The following is a 25,339-nucleotide window of genomic DNA, read 5'->3' on the forward strand; positions in this document are numbered from 1 at the left end:
CCATCCCACCGCCCTCCACGCCTGTGAGCTCAACCAGGCGGCTGTCATGAAATCCTGCAGCGCCACCTGCACGTAAGCTGGCAGGCCAGTGCGAGTCACGCGAATGTGATAGTTTCTGGAGCATCCAGCCGTTTGGCGGCGCAGAGTCCCGGGCATTTTCTTCGCCGGCGGGGCAAGCGGCGCCGTGTTATTACCCGGTAGTGGCAACCCTCTTCATCTTTGGTCAGGACTCCCCGTCATGAGTGATGCGTATTACCTCCACCTTACCGATCGCCTGCGCGAACAGCTGAAGGACCCTGATGCCTTTGAAGAGGGGCGATTGCCTTCTGAACGCGTGCTGGCCGAGCGCTTTGACACCACGCGCGTGACGTTGCGTCAGGCGTTGGGGCAGCTGGAGGGGGAAGGGCGCATTCATCGCAGCAATCGGCGTGGGTGGTTCGTGTCGCCGCCGCGGCTGGATTACGACCCCACGCGTGACTCCGGCTTCAATGACTATGTGACGGCGCAGGGGCGGCGCCCACGCACGGAAGTGCTGCTGACCGATCTTCAGGCCCACCCACCGGCTGCGCAAGCGCTTGGCCTGGCGGCCCAGACACCGCTCTATCTTATTCGCCGCCGGCGTTTCGTGGATGAGCGCGCCGTGCTCAGCGAGTCGATGTGGGTGGTGCCGGAGCGCGCCCCGGGACTGCTCGAGGAGGGCCAGTTCGGGGTGTCACTGTGGGCGGAGCTGCGCGGGCGCTACGGCCTGACGCTGGCCCACCGTGAGCTGCGCTTCTACTCCGAGTCGCTGGGGGAGCAGGCCGCCCGGGAGCTGGGAGTCGCCATGGGCAGCCCCGGTCTGACCGTACGTCGCGCTACCTTCGATGAGCAGCATCGTCCCATCGGCTATGACGAAGAGCGCTGGCTGCACAACGCGCTGTGCATCACCGTCACGCTCAAGAACAAGCCCTGAGCCAGCGCTGCAGGGACACTATATGAGGTAACACTGTTTCACTGGGGTTTCAACTGACTGTCACGGGGGTGTCATTCGGCCCGCCCATACTCTTGGTATATACCAGATGGCGAGAGCCATTCATTCCAAGCGTTGGAGAGTCCCGATGTCCTTCTTGACCCGTTCCTTCCTCACCCGTTCCTTGCTGGCCAGTGCCGTTGGTCTGGTCGTTTCCCTCAATGCCCAGGCGGCCACCGAGCTCACCGTCTATACCGCGGTGGAGTCCGATGATCTGCAGAAATATGCCGAGCGCTTCCAGCAGGCGCACCCGGATATCGACATCAAATGGGTACGCGACTCCACGGGCGTGATCACCGCACGATTGCTTGCCGAGAAGGACAACCCGCAGGCGGATGTGGTGTGGGGCCTGGCCGCGACCAGCCTGCTGGTGCTCGAGAAGGAAGGCATGCTGTCGCGTTATGCCCCCAAGGGAGTCGAGGCGCTGGATACCAAGTTCGTCGACCCCGCCTACCGTGATGGCCAGGACCCGTCCTGGGTCGGGATGGACGCCTGGGTCGCCTCGCTCTGCTACAACACCGTCGAAGGTGAGCGACTGGGAGTGCCCAAGCCGACGTCCTGGGAAGACCTCACGCGTCCCGAGTTCAAGGGCCACGTGATCATGCCCAACCCGAGTTCTTCCGGTACCGGTTATCTGGATGTCGCCAGCTGGTTGCAGCTGTGGGGTGACGAGGGCGGCTGGGAGTACATGGACCGCCTGCACGACAACATTGCCCGCTACACCCACTCAGGCTCCGCGCCCTGCAACCTGGCCGGTTCCGGCGAGGCCGTGGTCGGGGTGTCCTTCGCCTTCCGAGGCGCGCGCCTCAAGGCACAGGGCGCACCGGTGGACCTGGTCTTCCCCGAGGAAGGGCTGGGCTGGGACATGGAAGCCGCGGCGATCATGAAGGGCACCGACAAGCGTGAGGCGGCGCAGACGCTGATGGATTGGGCTGTGTCCAAGCCGGCCAATGAACTCTACAACGAAGGCTATGCGGTCGTGGCCTATCCGGGGGTGGCCAAGCCGATCGAGCATTATCCGGCCAATATCACCGAGATGATGATCGAGGCTGACTTTGCCAAGGCGGCCAACCAGCGGGATGCAGTGCTCGCCGAATGGCAGCGCCGTTACGACGGCAAGTCCGACAGTCAGTAAGTCACGCCCAGCCACCTTCGTCATTGCCCCGGCGCCTTGCGCCGGGGTCGGGAGTTTCTCGCATGTCTCTTGTGACCGCACCCCCGCGTCATCACGCCTCGCGTCAAGCGCCGCCATCGACTGCCGGCGCCTCGCCGCGCGCGGTATCCGCCCCTGCAGCCCGGGCGCCTGCGCGTGACGCAGCGCCTCAGGCACTCACCACGCGTTCTGCGTCGTCAGACAGCATTCACCTCAAGATCAGCGGCCTCACCAAGCGCTATGGCCAGTTCACGGCCCTGAGCGAGATCGACCTTGCGATCCGCGAAGGCGAGTTCGTGTGCTTCCTCGGCCCCTCCGGCTGTGGCAAGACCACCTTGCTGCGCGCCATCGCCGGGCTTGCGCCGCAGAGCGAAGGCACCATCCACCAGCGCGGCCAGGACATCTCGCGACTGCCGCCGCAGGCGCGCGACTTCGGCATCGTCTTCCAGTCCTATGCGCTGTTCCCCAATCTCACCGTGTTCGACAACGTGGCCTATGGGCTGCGCAATCGGCGCGATGCGCGTGATGCGATGCGTCGTCGCGTGACGGAGCTGCTCACCCTGGTGGACCTGGCCGGCAGTGAAGGCAAGTATCCGGCGGCCCTGTCCGGGGGCCAGCAGCAACGCGTGGCACTGGCGCGGGCGCTGGCGACCGAGCCGGGGCTGCTGTTGCTCGATGAGCCGCTTTCAGCACTGGATGCGCGCGTACGCCTGCATCTGCGCAGTCAGATCAAGGCACTGCAGGCACGGCTGGGCGTCACCACCATCATGGTGACCCACGACCAGGAAGAGGCCCTGGCCATGGCGGACCGCATCGTGGTGATGAACCATGGTGTGATCGAGCAGATCGGCACTCCCGCCGAGATCTACCGTCAGCCGGCGAGCGCCTTCGTGGCCGAATTCATCGGCAGCATGAACTTCCTGCAATGCTGTCCCGAAAACGCCAGTACTTTGCGTCTGGGGCAGCAGCGACTGGAATGCGCGGCGCATGATCTGGAAGGCCTGGATCAGGCGCGTCTGGCCATTCGCCCGGAAGCCGTCTCGTTGTGCGCAGTGGGTGAGGGGTTGTCGGCGCAGGTGGATCACGTCGAGTTTCTCGGCGCCTTCCTGCGTATCACTCTGACGCTTGAGGGCTGTGGGCAGACACTGTCGGCGGATGTGGCGCTCAAGGACAGTGAGTCACTGGGCGTGCGGGTCGGTGCCCGGGTGGGTGTGCGTCTGCCGTCCGAGGCGATCCGCCTGTATCCGCTGGTGGAGGCGCAGGCATGATGGCGCGCGCATTGCCCTTGCCGGGTCGGCTGTCAGGCGAGTCCGGCTTGCGTCTGTTGATGTTGCTGCTGGCCCTGGCGCTGCTGGTCATCGGGCTGCTGTTGCCGCTCGCCACCATGCTGATCAAGAGCGTGCAGGACCGCAGCGGCGACTTCGTCGGCCTGGCCAACTTCGCGCGCTATGTGCAGACGCCGGCGCTGGTCGGCTCGATCATCAATTCCGTCAGCATCGCGTTGATCAGTACCCTGACGGTGGTGAGTCTGGCGTTCCTGTGCGCGTACGGCATCACCCGAACCTGCATGCCGGGCAAGCGCGTCTTCCGCATGCTGTCCATCCTGCCGCTACTGGCTCCGTCACTGCTGCCAGCCATCAGTCTGGTGTATCTGTTCGGCAATCAGGGCTGGTTCAAGGATGTGCTGCTGGGGGAGAGCATCTACGGCCCCATCGGCATCGTGATGGGCATGACCTTCTGGATCTTCCCGCATGCGCTGATGATCATGATGACGGCGCTCAGCAACAGCGATGCCCGTCTCTATGAAGCCGCGGATGCGCTGGGAACGCCCAAATGGCGCAGCTTTCTGACCATCACCTTGCCGGGCGCGCGCTACGGCATCATCTCCTGTGCGTTCGTGGCCTTCACGCTGGCGATCACCGATTTCGGCGTGCCGAAGATCATCGGCGGGCAGTTCAGTGTGCTGGCCACCGATGTCTATCGTCAGGTGGTGGGGCAGCAGAACTTCCAGATGGGCGCGGTGGTCAGCGTCATCCTGCTGTTGCCGGCCTTGCTGTCCTTCGCGGTGGACCGCTGGATCCAGCGCCGTCAGGTCGCGCAGCTCTCGGCGCGCGCCGTGCCCTGGCAGCCGACGCCAAGCCCGCTGCGTGACTGGGTCTTCACGCTGCTCTGCTACGGCGTGGCCGCCGCGATTCTGGCCGTGATCGGTACCGCCATCTACGCCTCGCTCGTGCAGTTCTGGCCCTACAACCTGAGCCTGACCCTCGATCACTACGCCTTCAAGGCGCTGGCGGGTGGTGGCTGGAACGCGTGGCTCAACTCGCTGACGCTGGCCTTCTGGGTCACCTTGATCGGCACGCTGGTCATCTTCTTCAACGCCTGGCTGACCGAGAAGAGTCAGGGCTATCGCCCGCTGCGCCAGGGGCTACACTTCATGGCGATGATGCCGATGGCAGTGCCGGGCATGGTGCTGGGTCTGTCCTACATCTTCTACTTCAACCAGGCCGACAACCCGCTGAACTGGATCTACGGCACCTTCGCGATTCTGGTGCTCAACACCCTGGTGCATTTCTATACCGTCTGCCACCTGACCTCGGTGACTGCGCTCAAGCAGCTTGATGGGGAATTCGAGGCGGTCGGTGCCTCACTCAAGGTGCCGTTCTGGAAGACCTTCTGCCGCATCACCTTGCCGGTGTCTCTGCCGTCAGTGCTGGATATCTCGGCCTATCTGTTCATGAACGCGATGACGACCGTCTCGGCAGTGGTATTTCTCTACAACAGCGATACCCGACTGGCCTCCATCGCGGTGATGCATCTCGACGAAGCCGGGCACTTCGCCAGCGCGGCCGCCATGGCAGTGCTGATCTTCTTCACCTGTCTGGGCGTCAAGCTGCTGCATGCGGTGGTCAGTCATCTGCTGTTGACCCGTGCCCAACGCTGGCGACAGGCGACTTGATTACGCCGTTGGCCGTCTTTTTTTTGTGCAAATTAACTGGTATATACCAATGAGCATTCAACATCCGTACCTGCTGACTCCCGGTCCCTTGACCACCAGTGCGAGCGTCAAGGCCGCCATGATGAAGGACTGGGGCTCCTGGGATCAGGACTTCAACACCAAGACCGCCGAGATCTGCCAGCAGTTGCTCCGCTGTGCCAATGCCAGTGAGCACCATGAGTGCGTGCCGATGCAGGGCAGCGGTACCTTCGCGGTCGAGGCGGCGCTGGGCAGTCTGATCGAGCCGACGAGTACGACGCTGGTGCTGGTCAATGGCGCCTATGGCAAGCGGCTGGTCAGTCTGCTGACCCGCATGGGGCGTGACTGCGACGTGCTGGCATGGGGCGATGCCGAGGCGCCGTGTGCCAAGGCCGTGGCCGACAGACTCGCGGAAAGGCCCGAGATTGGCCATGTCGCCATGATTCACTGCGAGACAAGCTCCGGGATGCTCAATCCGGTGGCGGACATCGCCGAGGTGGTGGCAGCACACGGTCGTGAGCTGATCCTCGATTCGATGAGTGGCTTCGGGGCGCTGGAGATCGATGCGCAACGTATTCCGTTTCTGGCGCTGATCTCCTCGGCCAACAAATGCTTCGAGGGGGTGCCGGGGTTCGGCTTCGTGATCGCCCGGCGTGATGCGCTGCAGGCGGCACAGGGGCGTAGTCACTCGCTGTCACTGGACCTGCACGATCAATGGCAGTACCTCAAGCGCACCGGCCAATGGCGTTATACCCCGCCGACTCACGTGGTGGCGGCGTTTCACCAGGCGCTGAAGGAACACGCCGAGGAGGGCGGCGTCGCGGGCCGCCACGCCCGGTATCGCGCCAACATGCAGCGACTGGTGGCAGGCATGCGTCAGCGCGGCTTCACGACCCTGCTCGACGATGCCTGGCTGTCGCCCATCATCACCACCTTCCTGAGCCCGGCACACCCGGACTTCGACTTTTCACGTTTCTACGCCGAGCTCAAGGCACGTGGCTTCATCATCTACCCGGGCAAGCTCACCGACGTGGAGAGCTTCCGCATCGGCAGCATCGGACAGCTGGATGTCCGCGTGATGGATCAACTTCTGGCCGCCGTGGATGACGCGCTGGCCACCCTGGGTGTCGACGATGCCCACCCGTGCGCTGACGCTGTCGCACTCAACTGACTGGAGAACTGTCATGCAATATCACACCCCGGATCGTCTGCAGGCTGCCATCTTCGATTGGGCCGGCACCCTGGTGGATTTCGGCTCCTTCGCGCCGACCCAGATCTTCGTCGAGGCCTTCGCGGAAATCGGCGTGGCCATCAGTCTGGAAGAGGCGCGCGGCCCGATGGGCATGGGCAAATGGGAACACATCCGCACCCTGTGTGATGACCCTGCGATCGCGGCCCGTTTCGAGGCAGCCTGTGGCCACGCCCCCAGTGATGCCGATGTCACGGCGCTTTATGAGCGCTTCATGCCGCTGCAGATCGACAAGATCGGAGCGCACTCCGCACTGATTCCCGGTGCGCTGGAGGTCATCAACGGGTTGCGCGACAAGGGTATCAAGATCGGCTCCTGCTCCGGCTACCCCCGCGAGGTGCTCGAGCAGGTGGTCGCACGGGGCAAGGGCAATGGGCTGGTGGTGGATCATGTCGTGGCCACCGATGAGGTGCCCAAGGGGCGACCCTCTCCGGCGCAGTCTCTGGCCAATGTCATCGCGCTGGGCATCACTGACGTGGCGGCCTGTGTGAAGGTGGATGACACGGCGCCGGGGCTGCTGGAAGGTCGCAGTGCCGGCATGTGGACAGTCGCGTTGACCTGCTCCGGCAACGCCATGGGGCTCGATCACGCGGCGTTCATGGCCCTGTCAGAGGCAGAGCTCAACGAAAGGCGCAGCGCCATCGAAGCCCAGTTCGCGCCGTCCGGTCCGCACTTCATGATCGATACCATCGCGCAGCTGCCCGAGGTGATCCGCGAGATCGAGGCGCGTCTGGCGCGCGGTGAGCGCCCCTGACAGCCTGGTGACGGGGTGGCGACGCCAGGCCTGATGCTGCACTACCTGTCACCTCGCTCGCCACCTTGATCTACCATTTCACCCCACCACTTCACTCCACCCCTTCAGGCGCCAGCCTCGGGTCCTTGCACAAGGCCTTGAGGCTGGCGTCTTCTCGCAAAAGGTAAGGACATATGCTCATTGGCGATTGCCGCCTGGTTGCCCTGAAAGCCCGTAATTTCCGCATGCCCGTCCGCATGCCTGTCCCCATGCACGGGCAAGCTCACTCTCAAGCCCAATTTCATGTTCAGGCCCAATCTCATGTTCAAGCTCAAGCTCAAGTTCAAGCCCACACGATTGCCGTGAGTGCCTCTTGAGCCCACTGGCGCTGGGACTCATCCTGATCTCGGTCTGTCTGCATGCCGGCTGGAATCTGCTCGGCAAGGGGCGGGCGCCGTCGCTGGCCTTCTTCATGCTGGCCATGGCCAGTGGAGCGCTGATCTTTGCGCCGCTGCTGGGGCTGGGGCCGTCGTTTGCCGTGCTGCCCGGTGAGTTCTGGGGCTGGCTGGTGGCCACCGGACTCTGTCAGGTGCTCTACATGGGCGGACTTGCCTGGGCCTATGCGCGCGGCGAGGTCAGTGTGCTGTATCCCATCGCGCGGGCCTTGCCGGTGGTGCTGGTGCCGCTGGTGTCGCTGAGTCTGCTGGGCAGTCAGGCACTTACGGCGTTGGATCTGGTCGGCATGGGGCTGATCGTGCTCGGCGCGTTGGTGCTGCCCTTGAGCAGTCCGCAGGGCCTGCGCCCCTCGACCTATCTGACCCCGGCACTGGGGTTCGCGCTGCTGGCAGCAGTCGGCACCACCGGCTATTCGCTGATCGACAAGCAGGCGCTCGATATCATGGTGAGTGTCGGCTACTCGCCCACCTCGGCGGGCGCTGTCTTTCTGGTGTTGCAGGCCATCATGACCGTCGTCTGGGGCGCGCTGCTGGTGATGTTGCTGCCGGCAGAGCGTCGCCGCCTGCCCGCGCTATGGCGGGGGGAGCGGGGCAGCATGGTGCTGACCGGCGTGATGGTGATGGCGACCTACGGGCTGGTGCTGGTTGCCATGACGCTGACGGCGGAGGTCAGCCTCGTCGTGGCGATGCGTCAACTGTCGATCCCGCTAGGCGTGATGCTCGGGGTGCTCTGGTTGCGCGAGCGAGCGGCAATCGCCAAGTGGATCGGCATCGTCATCATGCTGGCGGGGTTGTGGACCGTTGCGCTGGTGTGAGGAAAGGCGTGGCATGAGGCACAAAAAAAGCGAGACAGGCGGCTGCCTGTCTCGCTTTTGTCTTTCTGCGGGCGCTGGCGGGGCATCACGTTGTCGTGAACCCCTTCACCGCCATGCTTACTTGGCGTCTGCCACCAGCATTTCCAGCGTGGCGCGCGCGCCGTTGTCGTGCAGGCTCTTCAGCGCTGCCAGGTAGGCGTCGCGGAAGCGCGGCTGGTCGACCAGATCACCGAACAGTTCACGGTTGTCCAGGAAGGCAGTCGGCTCTTCGCGCTGACAGCTGGCACGCTCCATCAGCTCGTCCTTCAGCGGATCGACCACGTCGATGGTCTCGCCTTGCTCATCCACGCCTTCTGCATAACGTGCCCAACTGGCCACGACGGCTGCGGTACGACGCAGTTCGCCGTCGGTCTTGAGCTGTGCGTGTGCCACCGGGATCAGGAACTTCGGAATGCGGTCGGAGGTCTCGGCGCACAGACGCGCGAGGGTGTCCTTGACTTCCGGGTTGGCGAAACGCTCGATCAGCGTGCGGCAATGGGCGTCGAGATCGATACCCGGCAGCTGGGCCAGCGTCGGGCGAGCTTCCTCGTTCATGTAGCCGAGCAGGAAGTCGACGATCAGCGGGTCGTTGCAGGCTTCATGGGCGTAGCGATAGCCGGCCAGATAGCCGAAGTAGCACAGCGCCTGGTGACCGGCGTTGAGCAGACGCAGCTTCATCAGCTCATAGGGCTCGACATCTTCCACCGGCTGCACGCCGGCATCTTCAAAGGCCGGGCGGCCATTGGCGAAGTGGTCTTCCAGCACCCACTGGGTGAAGGGCTCGCAGACCACCGGCCAGGCGTCTTCCACGCCGAAACGAGAGGACAGCTCTTCGATGTCAGCCGGCGTGGTCACCGGCGTGATGCGGTCGACCATGGAGTTGGGGAAGGGCACTTCGGCTTCGATCCATGCTGCCAGTTCTGCATCACGTGCACGCGCGTAGGCAGTGAACATCTTGTGAGCGACGTTGCCGTTGCCTTCGATGTTGTCACAGGACATGACGGTGAACGGGGCGACGCCACGCTCGCGACGACGTGCCAGGGCTTCGGTGATCAGGCCGAAGCTGGTCTTGGCTTCCCCCGGGTTGGCCAGGTCGTGCTGGACGTCGGCGTTCTCGAGGTTGAATTCGCCGGTGACCGGGTGGAAGTTGTAGCCACCTTCGGTGACGGTCAGCGAGACGATGCGGATCGCCGGGTCAGCCATCAGCTCGATGACGGCATCCGGGGAGTCCGGGGCAAAGCGGTAATCGATGATGGAACCCACCACGCGCGGCTCATAGTTGCCGTCCGGGTGCTTGAGTACCACGGTGTAGAGGTGGTCCTGCGAGGCCAGGGCTTCCTGCATGCGGCGGTCACCCGGCATCACGCCGACGCCGACGATGCCCCAGTCCAGCGCCTTGCCCTGATTCATCAGCTCGTCGAGATACATGGCCTGGTGCGCACGATGGAAACCGCCCACGCCGAAGTGGACGATACCGGCGCTGACCGCAGTGCGATCATAGTTCGGAGTGGCTACCTTGGCGTCCAGCTGAGTCAGACTGGCATTGGAGAGACGGGTCATGGGGAGGTCTCCTGCCGCGTGTCGCGGTCGAGTCGAGATGGGTAAAGAAAGGGTAGGTCGTAACGGCCAGCGGCGAAGGTCACCCGTGTGATTCAGGCTTCCTTCGCCGCTGGCATGGCAGGGGGCGAGCCCCTGCCGACTCAGCTAGCGGTGGCTGCTTGCTTGGGGGACTGCTTGTTGAACAGCGCCTTGCTGCGCTGCAGCTCCCAGTACGCGAAGATGAAGTAGATGATCGTCGACCAGATGGTCACGTCATAGAACAACTCACGATTCGCTTCGTAGCTGGCCAGGTCCGGGCTGCCGAACAGCACGCGCAGCGCGAGGACCATCGGCACCGCCAGGCCCAGCACCATCCAGACGGCCTTGATGGCCTTGGTCAGACCCGAAGTGTCCTTGACCGGTGCGTGGTTGGTGGTCTCGGCCTGCTTGGCGTGCAGGGCTTCGACACGCTCCTGGAATTCCCGCTCGGCCGCTTCGGCTTTCGGGTAGGAGTCGGCTGCACCGGCAGATCTGGCCATCAGGGTGTAGAGGATGATGGAGACGAACCAGGTCGGCAGGAACAGGTAGTAGAACGGGATCACGTCGACCATCTCGAGGCCAAAGCCGAAGATCAGTGACAGCGCCCAGGTCGCCAGTGCCGGCGTGTTGTGCTTCACGCCCTTGTAGCGCGCCCAGTAACGGCTGAAGCCGAGTTTCGGGAACAGGTGATGCTCAGCGAAGATGATCCCGCCGACCGGTACCAGCACCAGACCCGCATAGGTCAGCAGCGGCAGCATGCTGCGATAGACGAACGGGAAGCAGCTGAGCACGGCAACGCAGATACCCACGGCCAGCGTCGCCTTGTTACGCGACAGGTTCGGCATGGCCGACTGGGCGGCAAGGCCCGCGCGGTACAGGTTGGCGTTGGCGGTGGTCCAGCCTGCGACGACCACGATAACGAAGCCAGCGGCGCCAAGGGCGTGCAACGCCACTTCGCCCGGTTCCAGCACATCGATGCTGATACCGGCGACGGCTGCGGTGGCCGCGCCCATCAGACCGGCGGAGATCCAGGCGACGTAGTGGCCGAACATCATGCCGGTGCTGGTCGCAAGGCCGGAGCGCATGCGCTTGGCATAGCGCAGCAGCGCCATGTCGATCAGACCGAAGTGGGAGAAGGTATTGGCCGCCCAGGAGAAGCCGATGACTTCCCAGATGCCGATGCCTGCTTCGCCCTGGGAGTTGATCCCGGTGAAGACGGTACTGCCGGCGACATCAATGAAACTCGAGAAACTGTTCAGGCTGGTTTCACCAGTGACGGACTCCGCCAGTTCCGGCAGCAGAACCATGCCGCCGACGGTGAACATCAGCATCAGCCACGGGGCACAGATGCTGGCGAATTCGGTCAGGGCGTTGAAGCCATAGACCGCGACCAGTACCACGATGGCCGCCACGGCCAGTGCCAGCAGAATGAACTCGAAGCTGGTGGGATAGGCCTGGGTCTGGGCCGGGATGTCGAACAGCAGCCTGACCGCCGTGGCGGAAACGGTAATCATGGCCGCCGATATGGCGGTGAATATGACCACGTTGGCCCAATTGTAGAGCCGTGACATCGAATCACCGGCAATACGGTGAAGATAGGTGAAGAGGCTCAGACGGGTCTCGATCGCGATTGGCGTCGTGATCAACCAGAAGCTGAGCACTGCGAGGCCATTACCGATCAGCAGGCCCAGCAGGATATCCCAGATACCGGCACCGAGCGCCACGAAGGTGGCACCGATGACGAACTCGGTCGCGGCAACGTGCTCGGCGGCATAGAGACCGGCAAAGTGCGGCCACCGGTGCAGTTTATGACGTGGCACCGGCAGTAGCTCATCGTCCATATGGGCGATCTGCCGATCCAAATCTGGCGCAGTACTGGCCATGATTGGCTCCTGTTTTTTTACGGCTTGTCTTGCTGCTCCTACCCGAGATGTCACGCAGCCGCCTTGGCGATCCTGTCGGCGATGACGAGGGTAGATCGTCTATTATCGATCAAATGACTCAGGTGTGGTGCAAATGATCGGTGAATGGTCATCAAAACGCAAAGCCCGCGTGCTTGAACTTTGGGCTATGACCTCGAGTGATCATGACTATGGAAGTGAGGAAGGCGCTGAAGGCCGCATGAAATCTGGGATTGCGCGGGGGTGTCTCGATTCAATGACACGATTCAGCAAAATGAATTTTTCCGTTCTCACACCCCGTTCGGCGCCTGAAGCATTGTGTCCTGGCTAAAACGGCCAACGATCCAGGGCCAGATATCTCACAACTCTGAGGGTAGTCTTGCACCGATGTGGTGCGATCGGCGTACCAGGCATCGTCGCTTTCTTGCCATGCCTCAGCAGTCTCCTGATCGAGGCCCGGGAGTCGAAGGGGGAAATGGGGCAGCGGCGAGGGCAGCGGAAAGGGCAGCGGAGAGGGCAGCGAAAGTCGGGTCGCTGCGAGAGAGCGCTATAGAGAGCGCTATAGAGGTGGCGACATATAAAGGTGGGTGTTGGTCAGTGGCGACATCGGTTTCGGCACAATGCGACGGAAAGTGCATGAAATAACGACAAAGAACGAGAAAAATGAGACATCTTGCGGCGTTCCCCAGTTCTCGCTAAGGTTGCGCAACACTGTTTCCTAACCAGGAAGCCCCCAACATGACTCCCGGCGCTTGATTGGCGACGGGGCAAGGCGAGGAGGCCAGCCATGCGAACGCGCACACTGACCATTCTGATGATGATATTCACGCTGCTGGGAGCCCCGCTGGCTCAGGCAGGACCGCACGATAGAGGCCACGGGCATCATGACCGTGGGCATGGCCACCACGACCGCGGCCATCACGGTAAACAGCACAAGAAGCACCACAAGCAGCAGCGTCATCATGAACGCCGCCGTCATGAGGCGCGACGCCATCACCAGTGGCGCCGTGGCGATCACCTGCCGCGTCATTACTACTCCGACAGCCGCTACTGGGTGAAGGACTGGCACCATCGTCACCTCTCCAAACCGCCGTGCGGGCATCGTTGGCTGAACATCGATGGGCGCTATGTGCTGGCGGCGGTGGCGGGTGGCGCGATCACGGCCATCATTCTCAATCGCTGATAAAGCAGTCAGCACACCGTGGAAAGTCACAACTGCATGAAGAAAAACGGCCGCCCCTGGGCGGCCGTTTTTGTATGAAGGTATCTCTTGTCGCATTGTCATCGGCGTTGTCTTCGGTGCTGCCAACCTCACGCCTGCCGATACTGAGCACCTATCCAGTTCTGCCTGATTATGCGCACCATAGGTTGAGCCGGCTTTTCAGCAAATGCGCAGATGCTGATAGCGTAAGGCGTATTGAGGGTGGCTGACGTTACCTGAAGGTCACGCAGGGGAGGGGCACATGACGCTTGAGATGACATCGCGGTTTCGTGGTTGCCTGTTGGGTGGTGCGGTGGGTGACGCCCTGGGGGCGGCGGTGGAATTCCTGTCGCACGAGGAGATCCAGGCGCGCTTCGGCAGTGATGGAATAGCCGACTATGCACCGGCCTATGGTGGGCTGGGGCGGATTACCGATGATACGCAGATGACGCTGTTTACTGCCGAGGGCCTGCTGCGCAGTCATGTACGTGGCTGCTTGAGAGGCATCACGACGCAAAGTGGTCTGGTCAGCAGCGCCTACGAGCGCTGGCTTTACACCCAGGGCGAACCCGCGCGGCAGGAGACCGAGCAGGAATTGTTGGACAGTGGCTGGCTGATCAAGCAACGCGAGCTCCATTCGCGGCGCGCCCCGGGCATGACATGCCTGTCAGCGCTCAAGCAGATGCGTGCCTACGGTGACAAGGCGCAGAACGACAGCAAGGGCTGTGGTGGGGTGATGCGTGTGGCACCTGTCGGCTTGTTCGCGCATGCGATGGGAGCCTCCCATGAGATGTGCTTCGAGCTCGGGGAAGAGGTCTGTGCGCTGACCCATGGGCACGTCACCGGCCAGCTGACCGGCGGCGTGCTGGCGGTGATTATTCAGTGTCTGGTGGCGGGGGATTCGATGGCACAGGCACTCGCGCATGCCCTGCGTATTCTCGAGCGCAAGCCGGGCTGTGATGACACCCTGCAGGCCCTGGAGCAAGCCCGCGCACTGGCCGAGTCCGAGACGTCGGCGCCGGCCGCAGTGGTATTGCTGGGGCTGGGGTGGATCGCGGAAGAAGCCTTGGCAATCGCTGTCTACTGCGCGCTCACTGCCCGGGATTTCCGCTCTGCGATTCAGCTCGCGGTCAATCACGCCGGGGATTCGGATTCCACCGGGGCCATCACGGGCAATCTGCTCGGGGCGCAATGGGGCGAGGAGGCGATACCGAGTGACTGGCTGGCGCCACTTGAACTGCGTGACGTCATCGGCGAGATCGCCAAAGACCTGCACGACTGCCCCCGCTGGGAGATCTACACCGATGGTGGTGGCAAGGATAGAAAGTGGGCCTGGGAGAAATACCCGGGCTATTGAATCGCGGTGCAGCAGCATGAAAAACGCGGAGCCATCTTCCAATGGCTCCGCGTTTTCGTGTCTGGACAACAGTTTTCATCGCCCGTCGCGATGCAAGGGGAGCGCAGAGGCGCAGGGAGTGCTTGAAACAGGTGACTTGAGAGGGCGTCCACGGGCTTCGTAAGCGGTTGATAACACTATGCTTATTACCAAAGTCGTAGATGAGTGTCTGTTCAGCTGGTCAGGTGAGTGACGCATTGGTTCGCTGTTGGAATCAATGCTGTTCCAGTGGAGGGATATGTCGTGTGACGGGTTTCGTCCACAATGCGCTCATTCCACATTGCACGAAACGGCAGTCTGGATTCGGTCGATGGCTGGCGCCTGTCAAGACGCCTTCCACTTTTTTGAAGATGGCGTGCATCCAACCCGTTGGCGCAAGCGTAATACTCTACAAGCACAACGGTGAGGGTTTCAGCAGGGCAGGAAGACGCGCTGCTGACGAATACCTTCCTCATGATCGCGACCAAAGTTGAAGCGTCAGGCAGCGGTACCGGAGCAGACCTGAGTGACTGATCGACATTCGATCACTGGCGACATGCACCTTCATGATTGTACAGAAGTGATGCAAAAAGCTTTCAAGGGTTTTGCGTGGTGAGGGACTTCATCACTTGCGGGTACCGAGGCAATGACAAGGCATCGCAATCTGGTTCTTTGATGGAAACAGTGAGCTGCCAGCGACACGGCTAGTGTGATAGCGCAATAATCATTAGTCTGTTAACAAGTTAGGCGGGTGCAGCCGAGACTGCACACGACATCACAAGGGCAACATCGCCCAGGACAAGCAAAGGAAAATCATCATGAAAACTCTGAACCTCAAGACTCTGATCGCCGCCGCCGCTCTCGCTACCGTGAGCACTGCCTCCTTCGCAGCGGATGACAGCCCGGCCGCACAGCGTGTTCAGCAGTCCGTCAGCCAGGACGTCGTCGTCGGCACTGCCCAGCAGGCACCGACTGCCCAGGCCACCTTCGCCGATACCGGCATGAGCGTTGCCGCGGGTCGTGTCGAGACTGCCCTCCACCAGTCCGCCATTGAAGGCAAGGGTGTTGCCACCGTCAGCCGCGAGCAGGCCTTCGAAAATGACGCCGGCAAGAGTGTCGCCGCTACCCGCGTTCAGCACGCCCTGAGCGACAGCAACGTCTGAGCCATTCAGCCGTCTTGCCCGGGCACTCACGCCCACTGACCACTTTGTTCATCGAGGAGATTCATCATGAAAACCATCAAGACTCTGATCGCCGCCGCCGCTCTCGCTACCGTCAGCACCGCCACCTTCGCCGCGGATGACAGCCCGGCCGCCCAGCGTGTCCAGCAGTCCATCAGCCAGGACGTCGTCGTCGGCACCGCTCAGTCAGCCGCTACCCAGCAAGCCAGCTTCGCGGAAACCGGCATGAGCGTCGCGGCAGGTCGCATTCAGCAGTCCATCAGTGCTGATCGCATCCATGGTCAGTCGCACACCGTGGCCACTGCCAGCCAGGCATTCGATAACGATGCCGGCAAGAGTGTCGCAGCGACTCGCGTTCAGCACGCCCTGAATGACAGCAACGTCTGAGCCACCGTCAAGCCTGACCTGGATTGCCGGGTCTGATCATCGCTTTGCTTTTTATCGAGGAGATACACCATGAACACTCTCAAGACTCTGATCGCCGCTGCCGCACTCGCCACCGTCAGCACTGCGTCCTTCGCCGCCGACGATAGCCCGGCCGCCAAGCGCGTCCAGCACAACGTCAGTGACAGCGTCATCCATGGCTCTGCCCAGCAAGCTCCGACCGCCCAGGCGACCTTCGCGGAAACCGGCATGAGCACCGCTGCTGGCCGTTTCCAGGTGGCGTCCGGTGACGACGAGATCCGTGGCCATGATCGTTCCATCCATCTGCAGGAATTCGATGTCGCCAATGATTCCGGCGATAGCGTTGCCGGCACCCGTGTTCGCCACGCCGTGAGCGACGTCAACGTCTGAGACGCCCGACGTCTGCGTCAGGCGCTTGCAGGCCAGGTGTCTGCACTGACATGACCTTTTTCGACAGGAGAACCCCCATGCAATCCCTCAAGTCTCTATTTGCCATTGCCGCATTGTCCGTTGCCGCCACTGGCGTGGCCTCTGCCAATGACAGCGAAGCCGATGCCCGCGTCCGTGCCACCCTCAGTGATCGCGTGATCATGGGCCAGGCACAGCCGGTGACTCAGCAAGCCGCGCTGCATCACGATGACGCCGTGGAAACCGGCATGAGTGTCGCTGCCAGCCGCGTCCAGAAGTCCATCAGCAACGCCGGCATCCAGGGCACCACCCGTGCACTGGCGAGCGATTCGGCTGATTACGTCAACGATGCCGGCAAGAGTGTCTCTGCTACACGCGTCGAGCATGCCTTGAACGAAAGCGCATGATCTCTCGTTGGCGGATGAACATCCTCCGACTCTGCAAGACAGCCAAGGATGCCGATATGCCATCGACTTGCCCCTGTCAGTTGCTGAATGGACCCACTGACCATCGTGTCGCGTCATGATGGTCAGTGTCCCAGAGAAGAATACGTGAGAGAGAAGAACGCTTGAGCAAGTGTTTTGGCTGAGTGGAAGCCAGTGTGGAAATGCGCACTCGTCGTCAACTGCAGAGCCCTTGCTCAAACGCTTTCCTGTCCTGAATGTCCTGTCCCGACATTCCCTGCCCGCCATTGGTGGGCTTTTTTCGTTGCATGAAGGTAATCAGCAGCGGCGATCGGCAACAGGGAGAGGCAGCAGGGAGAGGCAGGCGGGACAGAAAGGTGGGACAGGCAGGCGGGTCATGCCGCGACCAGCTTGGCCTCCATCAGGGTTTGCACATAGGGCGGCAGGTCCCCTGTGGCGAGGCTTGCGACATCTCCCAGATGCTCGGTGCGGCCATTGCGCAGCACCAGTACGCGGTCCGCGAAATGACTGACCAGCCCCAGGTCATGGGTGACGAAGACCAGGCTCAGGCCGCGCTCACGCTTGAGGCGTTGCAGCAGGCGAATGATGGCGGCCTGAACCGAGACATCCAGCGCCGAGGTGATCTCATCACACAGCAGGATGTCGGGCTCGGCGGCCAGCGCGCGGGCGATGGCGACGCGCTGCTGCTCGCCCCCTGACAGCTGGCTGGGCAGGCGGTCCAGATAGAGCGCGGGCAGGCGAACTTCTTCCAGCAGCGACTGGGCACGCTGGCGGGCGCCATCGCCCTTGAGATCGAACCAGCGAGACAGCACCGGTGCGAGAGATTCGAACACGGTCAGACGAGGATTCAGTGCCGTGCTGGCATGCTGGAAGATGTACTGGATCTTCTGACGTTGCACCGGACGCCGCTCGGCGACCAATCCCGCCAAGGACTCCTGACGCAGACTGAGCTGTCCGGAGACGGGGGAGAGCAGGCCGGCCAGCGCCTTGAGGATCGAGGTCTTGCCGCTGCCGGATTCGCCGATCAAGGCCAGCGTCTCGCCTTGCTGGAGCGAGAATGCCACATCGCTGACGGTGAGCGCCGGCGTTTCACCGCGCAGGCGCGCCAGCCAGCCGGGCATGCGATAGCACAGGTTCAGCGATTCCACGGCCAGCAGCGGCGCGACGTCCTGCCTCGTGGCTGACTGCGAGTCGTTCTTGACGCGATCGGCCCGCTCATCGTCCGTTGCGTCACTTTTCGTATTTTGGGGTCTTTCCGCACTTTTCCCGCTCTCCTTTGCCGCCATTGCGTGACCTTCCAGCGCATAATGGCAGGCGTAGCGGCCTTGCCAGCTCGGCACGCTGTCACGGCACGTTACACTTGCGCGCGGACAGCGCGGTGCGAAGGCACAGCCCTTGATGGCGCTTCCCACCAGGGGGGGCGTGCCTTCCAGCGCGGCGTCAGGTCGATAGCACTGACTGCCCGGCGTCGCGGCCAGCAGCGCGTGACCATAGGGGTGGCGCGGGCCGTTGAGGAAGTCGCGAGTCGCGGCGACCTCCACCAGCTGACCGGCGTACATCACCGCTACTCGGTCACATAGGTGAGATACCGCGCCCAGATCATGACTGACGAAGACGATGCTCATGCCCAGCTCAGCGCGCAGCGAGGCCAACAGCGCCAGAATCTCATTCTGGGTGCTGGCATCCAGTCCGGTGGTCGGCTCATCCATCACCAGCACTCGTGGGCGTTGCGCCAGGGCCAGCGCCAGACTGGCGCGTTGCTGCTGTCCGCCGGAAAGCTGGTGCGGATAGCGCTGCATCAGCATTTCGGGATGAGGGAGGTGGACGCGTCGCAGCCATGCCACGGCCTGCTGTTCGCGTTCCGCCTTGCCTTTCACGCCCTGTGACAACAGCGTCTCGCACAGCAGGCTGCCGAGCGTGAGGTGAGGCGTCATGGCCTTTTCGGCATGCTGGGATACCAGCCCGAGCCTGAGTTCGCCCAGCCAGCGCCCCGGTTGATGATGAAAGCTCAGCTGGCGGTGCTCGTCGTGAAGAGGGTCATGACTCGTAGAAGTAGAAGTAGAAGTAGAAGTAGAGGCAATGGCAGAAGTGGAGCCAGAGGCGGGCGCAGGTAAGGCGACACTCACCTCGCCGGTGCGCACCAGGCTGCCCCGACGCAACAGACCCAGCATGGCCGTGGCCAAGGTGCTCTTGCCGCTGCCGGACTCGCCCACCAGACCCAGAATCTCGCCCTGGCCCAGGCTCAGATCGATACCGCGCAGCACGGGTCGCCAGGTCTGCTGGCGATCATGAAAGCCGATGTTGAGATCGCGAACGCGGATCACGGCGTTGTCCGTCATGGCGTCACCTTTGGAGTTCGGAATCATTCGGGGCGCCCCGCACGGTCGATGCCCAGTGTCTTGGCCAGGGTGTCGGCGACCAGATTGATGGCGATGATCAGGCTGGACAGCGCCACGATGGGCGGCAGCACGGCCCAGGGCGCAAACGACATGAAGCCGCGGCCATCGGCGACCATCAGCCCCCAGTCCGGGGTCGGTGGGGAGACGCCGAAGCCGAGAAACGACAGCGAGCTGAAGGCCAGCAATGCCCAGGACCAGCGCATCGCCAACTCGACGAGGATGGTGTCGAGCACGTTGGGTTTGATCTCGCGCCACAGAAGACGCATCAGGCTGTCGCCGCGCAGTCGTGCGGCCTGTATATAGTCAAGGCACAGCACTTCGCGGCACGCCGTGACCATCACGCGCACCACCGCCACGCCATAGAAGATGCCCAGAGTCAGGATGAAGACCAGCGGGCCGGGGCCCATCACGCCGATGACCAGCAAGAGGAACAGTAGCCAGGGAATCGACAGCAGGGCGTCCACCAGGCGCATGGCGATGTTCTCGACCCGCCCGCCGATGATGGCCAGCAGCATGCCGCAGGCGCTGCCCCATACCACGGCCAGCACGGCGGCCGGCAGCGAGGTGTAGATGGCCTCGCGGCCCCCGGCCAGGGTGCGGCTGAGGACATCGCGGCCGAGCTGGTCGGTGCCCAGCCAATGTTCGGCACTGGGGGGCAGCAGCGAGGCGAGACTGTCACCCGCAGAGATGTCATGGGGCGCCAGCCAGCGGCCAGCGACGGCCAGCAGAAGATGCAGGCCGATCAACACCAGGCCCAGGCGGCCCTGGCGATTGGCCCACAGCAGCGCCAGGGTGTGTTGACCCGGCAGGCTGGCCAGGGCCAGTCGCGGGCCGCGTGCGGTCGTCGAGGAAGAAGCGTTCATGAGTGACTCAGGCTGTCTTGAGTTTGGGATTGAGCACGATGACCAGCATGTCGGCGACCAGATTGGACAGCACATAGGTGACGGAGAGCACCAGTGCGCAGGCCTGCACCACCGGCATGTCGCGGTCATTGATGGCCGAGATCATCAGGCGCCCCAGCCCCGGATAGTTGAAGACCTGTTCGACGATCACCACGCCGCCCAGCAGCCAGGCGATGGTCATGGCGGCCAGACTGATGGTCGGCAGCAGGGCGGCCGGTGCCAGATGGCGGATCACCAGACGCCAGCGCGGCAGCTGGCGGATACGCGCCATGTTCATGAAGTCGCTGTCCATCACGCTGATGGTGTTGGAGCGGGTCATGCGCATCATGTGTGCCATGGCCACCAGCGCCAGCGTGATGGCGGGCAGCCAGACACCGGGCAGCAGGTTCCATAGGCTCTCGTTGGCACCGGCCACGGTGATGGCAGGGAACCACGGCAGCCAGATGGCGAAGGCCAGGGTCAGCAGGGTGGCGCTGATGAATTCCGGCACCGTCATGGCGATCAGCACCAGGCTGGAGAGGCTGGAGTCGATCCAGCTATCGCGCTTGAGCGCCGCGATCAGCCCCAGCAGGATGGCCAGCGGAATGGCCATCACGGTCGCGATGCCGCCCAGCAGCAAGGTGTTGGCCAGACGCGGCATCAGGGTATCGCTGACCGGTGCACGACTGGTCAGCGAGGTGCCGAAATCACCACTCAGCAACTGCCCCCACCAGCTGACGAAGCGTGTCGTCACCGGCGTGTCCAAGCCAAGCTCGGCGCGACACTGGGCGAGATTGATCGGTGTCATGCTGCGTCCCAGATAGTTGACGCAGAAGTCGCCGGGCAGCATCTCGATCACCCAGAACACCACGCAGGCCACGAAGACCAGCGTGAAGCCGCCATACAGGCAGCGCTGCAACATCATTGCCCACATCTCAGCTCACCTCTTGAAGATCGCGTGCCCGCTGTGGCGTCGAAGCCTCACCGAGGGGCGGCAGGCCCAGCACCTGACGCAGGCGCGGGTGGAGGGCCAGTGACTCGAGCTCAAGACGCTCACCTGCAGTGATTGACGGGCCATGCAGAATGGCGAAGCGCTGGTCCGACATGGCGCCGGGGCCGAAACCGTGTGTGGAGACATAGCCGGGCGCCGCCACCAGCTCTGCGTGATGGGCATGCTTGCAGGCGGGTTCGAAGCTCATGCCCGGCGGTGCCTGATAGAGCTGGATATGCTTCACGTCCGGGGGCAGGAAGTCGGATGCCGCGAGCGGCGTGACGCCAAACTCGGCCAGGCGCGCGGCCTGCTCGCGTTGGCGTTCGTCATCGTCACAGGCCACCAGCAACAGGCCACCATCACATTGCAGCGCGACATCCGGTAGAAGGCGGTCTGCCACCAGCGCCCGCTGGACCGGGGCATGACCATGATCACTGAAGACACACAGGTGGTAGGCCTCGCGCTTGTTGATGGCTTCAAGGCCGGCCAGCAGGCTGCCGAGCTGGGCATCGACCATCATCAGGGCCCCATCGACCAGGGCATCATCATTGCCATGCACATGCAGGCAGTAATCGGGAGTGTTGAGTTCGAGCAGCACCAGCTCTGGCGTTTCGCGCTCGATCAGCGACAGCGCCTCGTTGAGCAGTTGCTGGTCATTGCTCATCGCGCGCATCAGGGCGTCATTGCGGGCATCCCAGTGATTCAGGCGCGGCGCGGTCATACCCTTGGCGCGCAGGTCGCCTTCCTCCCACCAGGGCGACAGATACCAGTCGCAGCTCTCGGGGCGGGCCAGCCCGAAGCCGAGGCTGGCCACCCGCAGTCCTGCCGCGCGCGCGGCCTCGAGCAGGGTCTCGCCACGCAGGTCCTCGACCGCTGCTGGACGAAAATGCCCTGCAGTGGCGCTGGCGTCTGAGGCGTGACAGTCGCTATCCGTCTCAGTCCCTGTAGCAGACGCAAACTCCGTCTCCGTCTCAGAACCGAGGCAATGGATGCCGTTGGAATAGATACCGTTTGAGTAGATGCCGTGCACCTGAGCCGGTTGCCCGGTCAGGATGCCCGCTCGCGCGGGCATCGAATTGGCATTGGTATCGGCACCCAGGCGCTCGATCAGCAGGCCGCCTCTGGCCAGGGCATCGAGATGCGGCAGGCGTGCCCGTGTCTCGGCGAAGCGCTGACTGCTGATGCCGTCCATCAGAATCAGGATCAGGCCAGGGCGGGACATCAGCTCTCTCCCTGCTTGTCGACCTGGTGCCAGCGAATCGCGAAGTGCTCGACTACCGGGATATGCACCTCACGCTTCATGACGCGGTTGTTGTTGAGGTGGAAGGGAATCAGCGTCGCGCCGGTCTCGGTCAGCAGTGCCTGGGCCTGGTGATAGAGCTCGGTGCGAGCTTCGTCATCCAGGGTGGCGCGCGCCTTGGCGAGCAGGGCATCGAATTCGGGATTCTTGTAGGCCGACTCGTTCCAGTTGGCCTCGCTCTGGAAGATCTCGTTGAGCACCTGATCGGTCGGGCGCTGGCCCCAGGCCGCGGTGAAGGCCGGCTTCTTCATCCAGGCGGTGTTCCAGTAATCCGCCGCGGGCACGTTGTGCACGTTGACGGTGATGCCGGCCTCGGCTGCCTGACGCTGGTAGAGCTCCGTCATCGGGCGGAAGTAGTTGTCGACGCCGCTGGTGTAGACGTCGATCTCCAGCCCATCGGCATACCCCGCGTCGCTCAGCAGGCTGCGAGCGGTGTCGAGGTCCTGCGGGCATTGCTGCACCAGCTTGTACTGATCGCCATTCCAGACCGGGTTGTCACAGGTAATGGTGGCGCCGCCCTTGCCGAACAGCAGGTTGACCATCTCTTCACGGTCGGCCACCAGACGCAGCGCACGGCGCACGCGCACATCCTGGAAGACCTCGTCGTCGGCGCGGAACACCATGCCACGCCAGTCGCCGGTGGCGATGGAGTCGTAGTGGTAGGCCGGGTTGCTGGAGAACAGGCGCAGCTGCTGGGCGTTGACGCCGTTCCAGCCCGACCAGTCAATCTGGCCGGCCAGCAATGCCTGGGTGCGGGCGTTGTCATCGGGAATGCCGATCAGGTCCATGCCATCCAGCTTCGGTGCGCCTTCCCAGTAGTCAGCGAAGGCTTCGAAGGTGGTGGTGCCCTGCGGATCGAATTCGACCAGCTTGAAGGGGCCGGTGCCGATGCCCTGCAGTGAGGTGTCGTCATCAAAGCCGACCGGCACGATCTTGGCGCGGTAATCCATCAGCAGAATCGGCAGGTCAGCATGGGACTGGCTGAGGCGGAACACGATCTGGCCGGCCTCATTGACGCTGACATCCTCGATGACTGACAGCGCGGCACGTGCCGGGGCATCGCGCTCGGGGTCGAGCAGACGCGTGAAGCTGTAGATGACGTCATCTGCGCTCAGCGCCTTGCCGTTGTGGAAGCTGACCCCGTCACGCAGCGTGAAGGTCCACTCATCGGCAGCGGGGTTGGCCTGCCACTCGGAGGCCAGGTCCGACACCGGCTCACCCTTGCTGCCCTGACGGACCAGGCGGCTGTAGATCAGCTGGTTGGCCGAGTAGAAGCGCGTCGGGGAGATGGGGTCCAGCGACTCCTTGCCACTGAACTCGACCCAATGCGGGGTGCGCAGTGTCTCGGCAAGGGCCAGCTGGGGGACGGCCAGTTGGGCGAAGGCGGCAAGGCCGATGGCGGCGATCAAGGGCTTCTTCATGTCAGGCTCCAGGCAAGGGCAACGGTCAGGGACAGTAGTCAGGGGCGGTCGTCAGGCACGGTCGGCAGGGACAGCAAGGCAGGTTCCGCAAGACCGGGTCAGGCCGACAGGCAGGCCGTTGGATGGCTCGTGGCACAGCCCGCCGGGACGGTCGAACTGCGTCAGCGCTGTCGTCTTGAGGCGTCATCTTTGGCGCAGATGATGACGTTTCCGTGACAGATGGCGACCGTTGGCCGCAACAAAAACTGCGACTGTGCCTTAGAAATTCTGAGGCTCGCGTCTTGCTGCCCGTGCTAGCGGGGCTGAGAGGGCATCTCGCTGGTGACAGGATTGGCCTGAGAGGTGTGCATGGTGCTGCGCAACCAGGCACAGAAATCGTTGACCGCCGGGGCATGGCGGCGCTCCGGAGATACCAGCAGGTACTGGCTGCTGGTGCTGGGCATGCGCAAGGTGTGCGCCAGTTGCAGGCGTCCGTTCTTGATCAGGTCCATCACGAAGGACTGGCGGACGAGCAGGAAGCCATGCCCCTCGAGCGCCGCGGCAATCGCCAGACTGGCATTGCCGAACTTGAGGCCGGCCGGCGGGATGTGGCCGCGAAACTTCTGCAGGCGGAACCAGTCCAGCCAGCTTTCGCGGTAGCCGATGCACTCGATTCGTGGCGCGCGGGCCAGCTCGTCGAGTGGGCTCGCGGGCGAGGCATTGGGGGCGAGGGAGTGGTGCAGGAAGGTGGGGCTGGCCACGACGACCCACTGCTCATCGGCCAGTTTCTCGTACTCGCGCCCACACCAGCCGCCGTAGCCATTGATGATCTCGATATCGACGTCGGGCTGCTCGTCCGGGAGTACCTGGTTGTGCGGCAGCACCGTGACCTGGATGTTCGGATGCAGGCGCTGGAAGTCCTTGAGCCTGGGGATCAGCCAGTATTCGACGAAGCTGTGATTGGAGCGCAGTGTCAGGCTCTGTTGCTCATCGTGCTGGAAGAGGGTGGCGGTACCGCGCTTGAGGGTCTCGAACACGCCACTGACCAGCGGCAGATAGGCATGCGCCTCATCGGTCAGCTCGATGCGATTGCCGCGGCGCACGAACAGGCTGACCGCGAGGAAGTCTTCCAGCTGCTTGACGCGCTGACTGACGGCGCCCTGGGTAATGCACAGTTCGGCGGCGGCGCGGGTCAGGCTGCCGAGGCGGGCGGTGGCCTCGAAGGCGGTCAGGGCATTGAAGGGGGGCAGGCGCTGAGCGAGGCGCTGGGAAGGGTGATAGGCAGGACGCGACATGCAGAACTCCAGCTTGACTGAGCCAGTCGCCGCATCGGCGGCTGGTGCTGAAGCCATGACTGCAGATCCTGCCGCGGCACGCGGCCGGGCGCTCATTCTTGCAGCCGTGCATGACGATGACATGACAGTCTGCGCGCATAAAAACTAAGGCTCGCCGCCAGAAAGTCTCGCT

22 protein-coding genes are annotated in these 25,339 nt (G+C 63.2%); 14 read left to right on the forward strand and 8 right to left on the reverse strand.

The window, feature by feature from the left end; genetic code table 11:
• Positions 1-238 precede the first annotated feature (238 nt).
• From QD356_RS03880 to QD356_RS03910, 7 genes are all read left to right on the forward strand, one after another.
• On the forward strand, positions 239-952 hold the full coding sequence (locus tag QD356_RS03880) for a UTRA domain-containing protein (RefSeq protein WP_192838045.1): 714 nt from the start codon (positions 239-241) through the stop codon (positions 950-952).
• A 145-nt stretch (positions 953-1,097) separates the two neighbouring features.
• A complete protein-coding gene (locus tag QD356_RS03885) occupies positions 1,098-2,144 on the forward strand; it encodes a putative 2-aminoethylphosphonate ABC transporter substrate-binding protein (protein ID WP_131431808.1) in 1,047 nt (348 codons plus the stop codon).
• Positions 2,145-2,206: 62 nt separating this feature from the next.
• Positions 2,207-3,430, forward strand: a complete 1,224-nt coding sequence (locus tag QD356_RS03890; protein ID WP_192838046.1) for a putative 2-aminoethylphosphonate ABC transporter ATP-binding protein — start codon at positions 2,207-2,209, stop codon at positions 3,428-3,430.
• Positions 3,427-5,118 carry a putative 2-aminoethylphosphonate ABC transporter permease subunit gene (locus QD356_RS03895; RefSeq protein ID WP_192838047.1) on the forward strand — a complete coding sequence of 564 codons (1,692 nt, stop codon included), beginning with the start codon at positions 3,427-3,429 and terminating at the stop codon, positions 5,116-5,118. The genes QD356_RS03890 and QD356_RS03895 overlap by 4 nt, the downstream gene beginning before the upstream one ends.
• 49 nt (positions 5,119-5,167) lie before the next feature.
• Positions 5,168-6,307: a 2-aminoethylphosphonate--pyruvate transaminase gene (locus QD356_RS03900; RefSeq protein ID WP_192838048.1), complete on the forward strand. Its 1,140-nt coding sequence runs from the start codon at positions 5,168-5,170 to the stop codon at positions 6,305-6,307.
• 13 nt (positions 6,308-6,320) lie between these two features.
• Positions 6,321-7,139, forward strand: a complete 819-nt coding sequence (gene phnX, locus QD356_RS03905; RefSeq protein WP_192838049.1) for a phosphonoacetaldehyde hydrolase — start codon at positions 6,321-6,323, stop codon at positions 7,137-7,139.
• Between the two features lie 352 nt (positions 7,140-7,491).
• Positions 7,492-8,388, forward strand: a complete 897-nt coding sequence (locus tag QD356_RS03910) for a drug/metabolite transporter (protein WP_192838050.1) — start codon at positions 7,492-7,494, stop codon at positions 8,386-8,388.
• Positions 8,389-8,505: 117 nt separating this feature from the next.
• On the opposite strand, the gene QD356_RS03915 is transcribed toward QD356_RS03910, so the two are convergent.
• Together QD356_RS03915 and QD356_RS03920 are read right to left on the reverse strand one after the other, a co-directional pair.
• Positions 8,506-9,987 (reverse strand): mannitol dehydrogenase family protein, encoded by a 1,482-nt coding sequence (locus QD356_RS03915; protein WP_192838051.1) that lies wholly within the window; start codon positions 9,985-9,987, stop codon positions 8,506-8,508.
• Positions 9,988-10,127: 140 nt separating this feature from the next.
• On the reverse strand, positions 10,128-11,888 hold the full coding sequence (locus QD356_RS03920; RefSeq protein ID WP_131431814.1) for a hypothetical protein: 1,761 nt from the start codon (positions 11,886-11,888) through the stop codon (positions 10,128-10,130).
• 805 nt (positions 11,889-12,693) lie between these two features.
• Here QD356_RS03920 and QD356_RS03925 point away from each other — a divergent pair.
• The 6 genes from QD356_RS03925 (at position 12,694) to QD356_RS03950 (ending at position 16,883) form a co-directional block, all read left to right on the forward strand.
• A complete protein-coding gene (locus QD356_RS03925) occupies positions 12,694-13,089 on the forward strand; it encodes an RcnB family protein (RefSeq protein WP_192838052.1) in 396 nt (131 codons plus the stop codon).
• 280 nt (positions 13,090-13,369) lie between these two features.
• Positions 13,370-14,464, forward strand: a complete 1,095-nt coding sequence (locus QD356_RS03930) for an ADP-ribosylglycohydrolase family protein (protein WP_225996400.1) — start codon at positions 13,370-13,372, stop codon at positions 14,462-14,464.
• A gap of 836 nt (positions 14,465-15,300) precedes the next feature.
• Entirely contained in the window at positions 15,301-15,645 is a 345-nt protein-coding gene (locus QD356_RS03935; protein WP_192838053.1) for a hypothetical protein, read from the forward strand.
• Positions 15,646-15,711: 66 nt separating this feature from the next.
• Entirely contained in the window at positions 15,712-16,050 is a 339-nt protein-coding gene (locus QD356_RS03940; protein WP_054555881.1) for a hypothetical protein, read from the forward strand.
• Between the two features lie 69 nt (positions 16,051-16,119).
• A complete protein-coding gene (locus QD356_RS03945) occupies positions 16,120-16,458 on the forward strand; it encodes a hypothetical protein (RefSeq protein WP_043332307.1) in 339 nt (112 codons plus the stop codon).
• Between the two features lie 77 nt (positions 16,459-16,535).
• Positions 16,536-16,883 carry a hypothetical protein gene (locus QD356_RS03950; RefSeq protein ID WP_043332305.1) on the forward strand — a complete coding sequence of 116 codons (348 nt, stop codon included), beginning with the start codon at positions 16,536-16,538 and terminating at the stop codon, positions 16,881-16,883.
• A 392-nt stretch (positions 16,884-17,275) separates the two neighbouring features.
• On the opposite strand, the gene QD356_RS03955 is transcribed toward QD356_RS03950, so the two are convergent.
• From QD356_RS03955 to QD356_RS03980, 6 genes are all read right to left on the reverse strand, one after another.
• The gene (locus tag QD356_RS03955; protein ID WP_225996401.1) at positions 17,276-19,240 is read right to left on the reverse strand and encodes an ABC transporter ATP-binding protein; all 1,965 of its coding nucleotides are present in this window, start codon (positions 19,238-19,240) and stop codon (positions 17,276-17,278) included.
• Positions 19,241-19,263: 23 nt separating this feature from the next.
• On the reverse strand, positions 19,264-20,163 hold the full coding sequence (locus tag QD356_RS03960) for an ABC transporter permease (RefSeq protein ID WP_043332303.1): 900 nt from the start codon (positions 20,161-20,163) through the stop codon (positions 19,264-19,266).
• Between the two features lie 7 nt (positions 20,164-20,170).
• Positions 20,171-21,115, reverse strand: coding sequence for an ABC transporter permease (locus tag QD356_RS03965; RefSeq protein ID WP_192838055.1), 945 nt, complete (start codon positions 21,113-21,115; stop codon positions 20,171-20,173).
• A 1-nt stretch (position 21,116) separates the two neighbouring features.
• Positions 21,117-22,394: an alkaline phosphatase family protein gene (locus QD356_RS03970; protein WP_192838056.1), complete on the reverse strand. Its 1,278-nt coding sequence runs from the start codon at positions 22,392-22,394 to the stop codon at positions 21,117-21,119.
• Positions 22,394-23,893, reverse strand: coding sequence for an ABC transporter substrate-binding protein (locus QD356_RS03975; protein ID WP_192838057.1), 1,500 nt, complete (start codon positions 23,891-23,893; stop codon positions 22,394-22,396). The genes QD356_RS03970 and QD356_RS03975 overlap by 1 nt, the downstream gene beginning before the upstream one ends.
• A gap of 293 nt (positions 23,894-24,186) precedes the next feature.
• A complete protein-coding gene (locus QD356_RS03980) occupies positions 24,187-25,167 on the reverse strand; it encodes a LysR substrate-binding domain-containing protein (RefSeq protein WP_192838058.1) in 981 nt (326 codons plus the stop codon).
• Here QD356_RS03980 and QD356_RS03985 point away from each other — a divergent pair.
• Entirely contained in the window at positions 25,166-25,315 is a 150-nt protein-coding gene (locus QD356_RS03985) for a hypothetical protein (RefSeq protein ID WP_192838059.1), read from the forward strand. The two genes, QD356_RS03980 and QD356_RS03985, sit on opposite strands and share 2 nt — an antisense overlap.
• Positions 25,316-25,339 lie beyond the last annotated feature (24 nt).

This window comes from Cobetia sp. 2AS (assembly GCF_029846355.1).
Taxonomy (GTDB): Bacteria; Pseudomonadota; Gammaproteobacteria; order Pseudomonadales; family Halomonadaceae; genus Cobetia; species Cobetia amphilecti.

Excerpts from the sequence above, each read along its gene's own strand:
- QD356_RS03880 (WP_192838045.1), top strand. The coding sequence starts at position 239 with ATGAGTGATGCGTATTACCTCCACCTTACCGATCGCCTGCGCGAACAG.
- QD356_RS03885 (WP_131431808.1), top strand. The coding sequence starts at position 1,098 with ATGTCCTTCTTGACCCGTTCCTTCCTCACCCGTTCCTTGCTGGCCAGT.
- QD356_RS03890 (WP_192838046.1), top strand. The coding sequence starts at position 2,207 with ATGTCTCTTGTGACCGCACCCCCGCGTCATCACGCCTCGCGTCAAGCG.
- QD356_RS03895 (WP_192838047.1), top strand. The coding sequence starts at position 3,427 with ATGATGGCGCGCGCATTGCCCTTGCCGGGTCGGCTGTCAGGCGAGTCC.
- QD356_RS03900 (WP_192838048.1), top strand. The coding sequence starts at position 5,168 with ATGAGCATTCAACATCCGTACCTGCTGACTCCCGGTCCCTTGACCACC.
- phnX (WP_192838049.1), top strand. The coding sequence starts at position 6,321 with ATGCAATATCACACCCCGGATCGTCTGCAGGCTGCCATCTTCGATTGG.
- QD356_RS03915 (WP_192838051.1), bottom strand. The coding sequence starts at position 9,987 with ATGACCCGTCTCTCCAATGCCAGTCTGACTCAGCTGGACGCCAAGGTA.
- QD356_RS03920 (WP_131431814.1), bottom strand. The coding sequence starts at position 11,888 with ATGGCCAGTACTGCGCCAGATTTGGATCGGCAGATCGCCCATATGGAC.
- QD356_RS03925 (WP_192838052.1), top strand. The coding sequence starts at position 12,694 with ATGCGAACGCGCACACTGACCATTCTGATGATGATATTCACGCTGCTG.
- QD356_RS03930 (WP_225996400.1), top strand. The coding sequence starts at position 13,370 with ATGACGCTTGAGATGACATCGCGGTTTCGTGGTTGCCTGTTGGGTGGT.
- QD356_RS03935 (WP_192838053.1), top strand. The coding sequence starts at position 15,301 with ATGAAAACTCTGAACCTCAAGACTCTGATCGCCGCCGCCGCTCTCGCT.
- QD356_RS03940 (WP_054555881.1), top strand. The coding sequence starts at position 15,712 with ATGAAAACCATCAAGACTCTGATCGCCGCCGCCGCTCTCGCTACCGTC.
- QD356_RS03945 (WP_043332307.1), top strand. The coding sequence starts at position 16,120 with ATGAACACTCTCAAGACTCTGATCGCCGCTGCCGCACTCGCCACCGTC.
- QD356_RS03950 (WP_043332305.1), top strand. The coding sequence starts at position 16,536 with ATGCAATCCCTCAAGTCTCTATTTGCCATTGCCGCATTGTCCGTTGCC.
- QD356_RS03955 (WP_225996401.1), bottom strand. The coding sequence starts at position 19,240 with ATGACGGACAACGCCGTGATCCGCGTTCGCGATCTCAACATCGGCTTT.
- QD356_RS03960 (WP_043332303.1), bottom strand. The coding sequence starts at position 20,163 with ATGAACGCTTCTTCCTCGACGACCGCACGCGGCCCGCGACTGGCCCTG.
- QD356_RS03965 (WP_192838055.1), bottom strand. The coding sequence starts at position 21,115 with ATGTGGGCAATGATGTTGCAGCGCTGCCTGTATGGCGGCTTCACGCTG.
- QD356_RS03970 (WP_192838056.1), bottom strand. The coding sequence starts at position 22,394 with ATGTCCCGCCCTGGCCTGATCCTGATTCTGATGGACGGCATCAGCAGT.
- QD356_RS03975 (WP_192838057.1), bottom strand. The coding sequence starts at position 23,893 with ATGAAGAAGCCCTTGATCGCCGCCATCGGCCTTGCCGCCTTCGCCCAA.
- QD356_RS03985 (WP_192838059.1), top strand. The coding sequence starts at position 25,166 with ATGCAGAACTCCAGCTTGACTGAGCCAGTCGCCGCATCGGCGGCTGGT.
- QD356_RS03980 (WP_192838058.1), bottom strand. The coding sequence starts at position 25,167 with ATGTCGCGTCCTGCCTATCACCCTTCCCAGCGCCTCGCTCAGCGCCTG.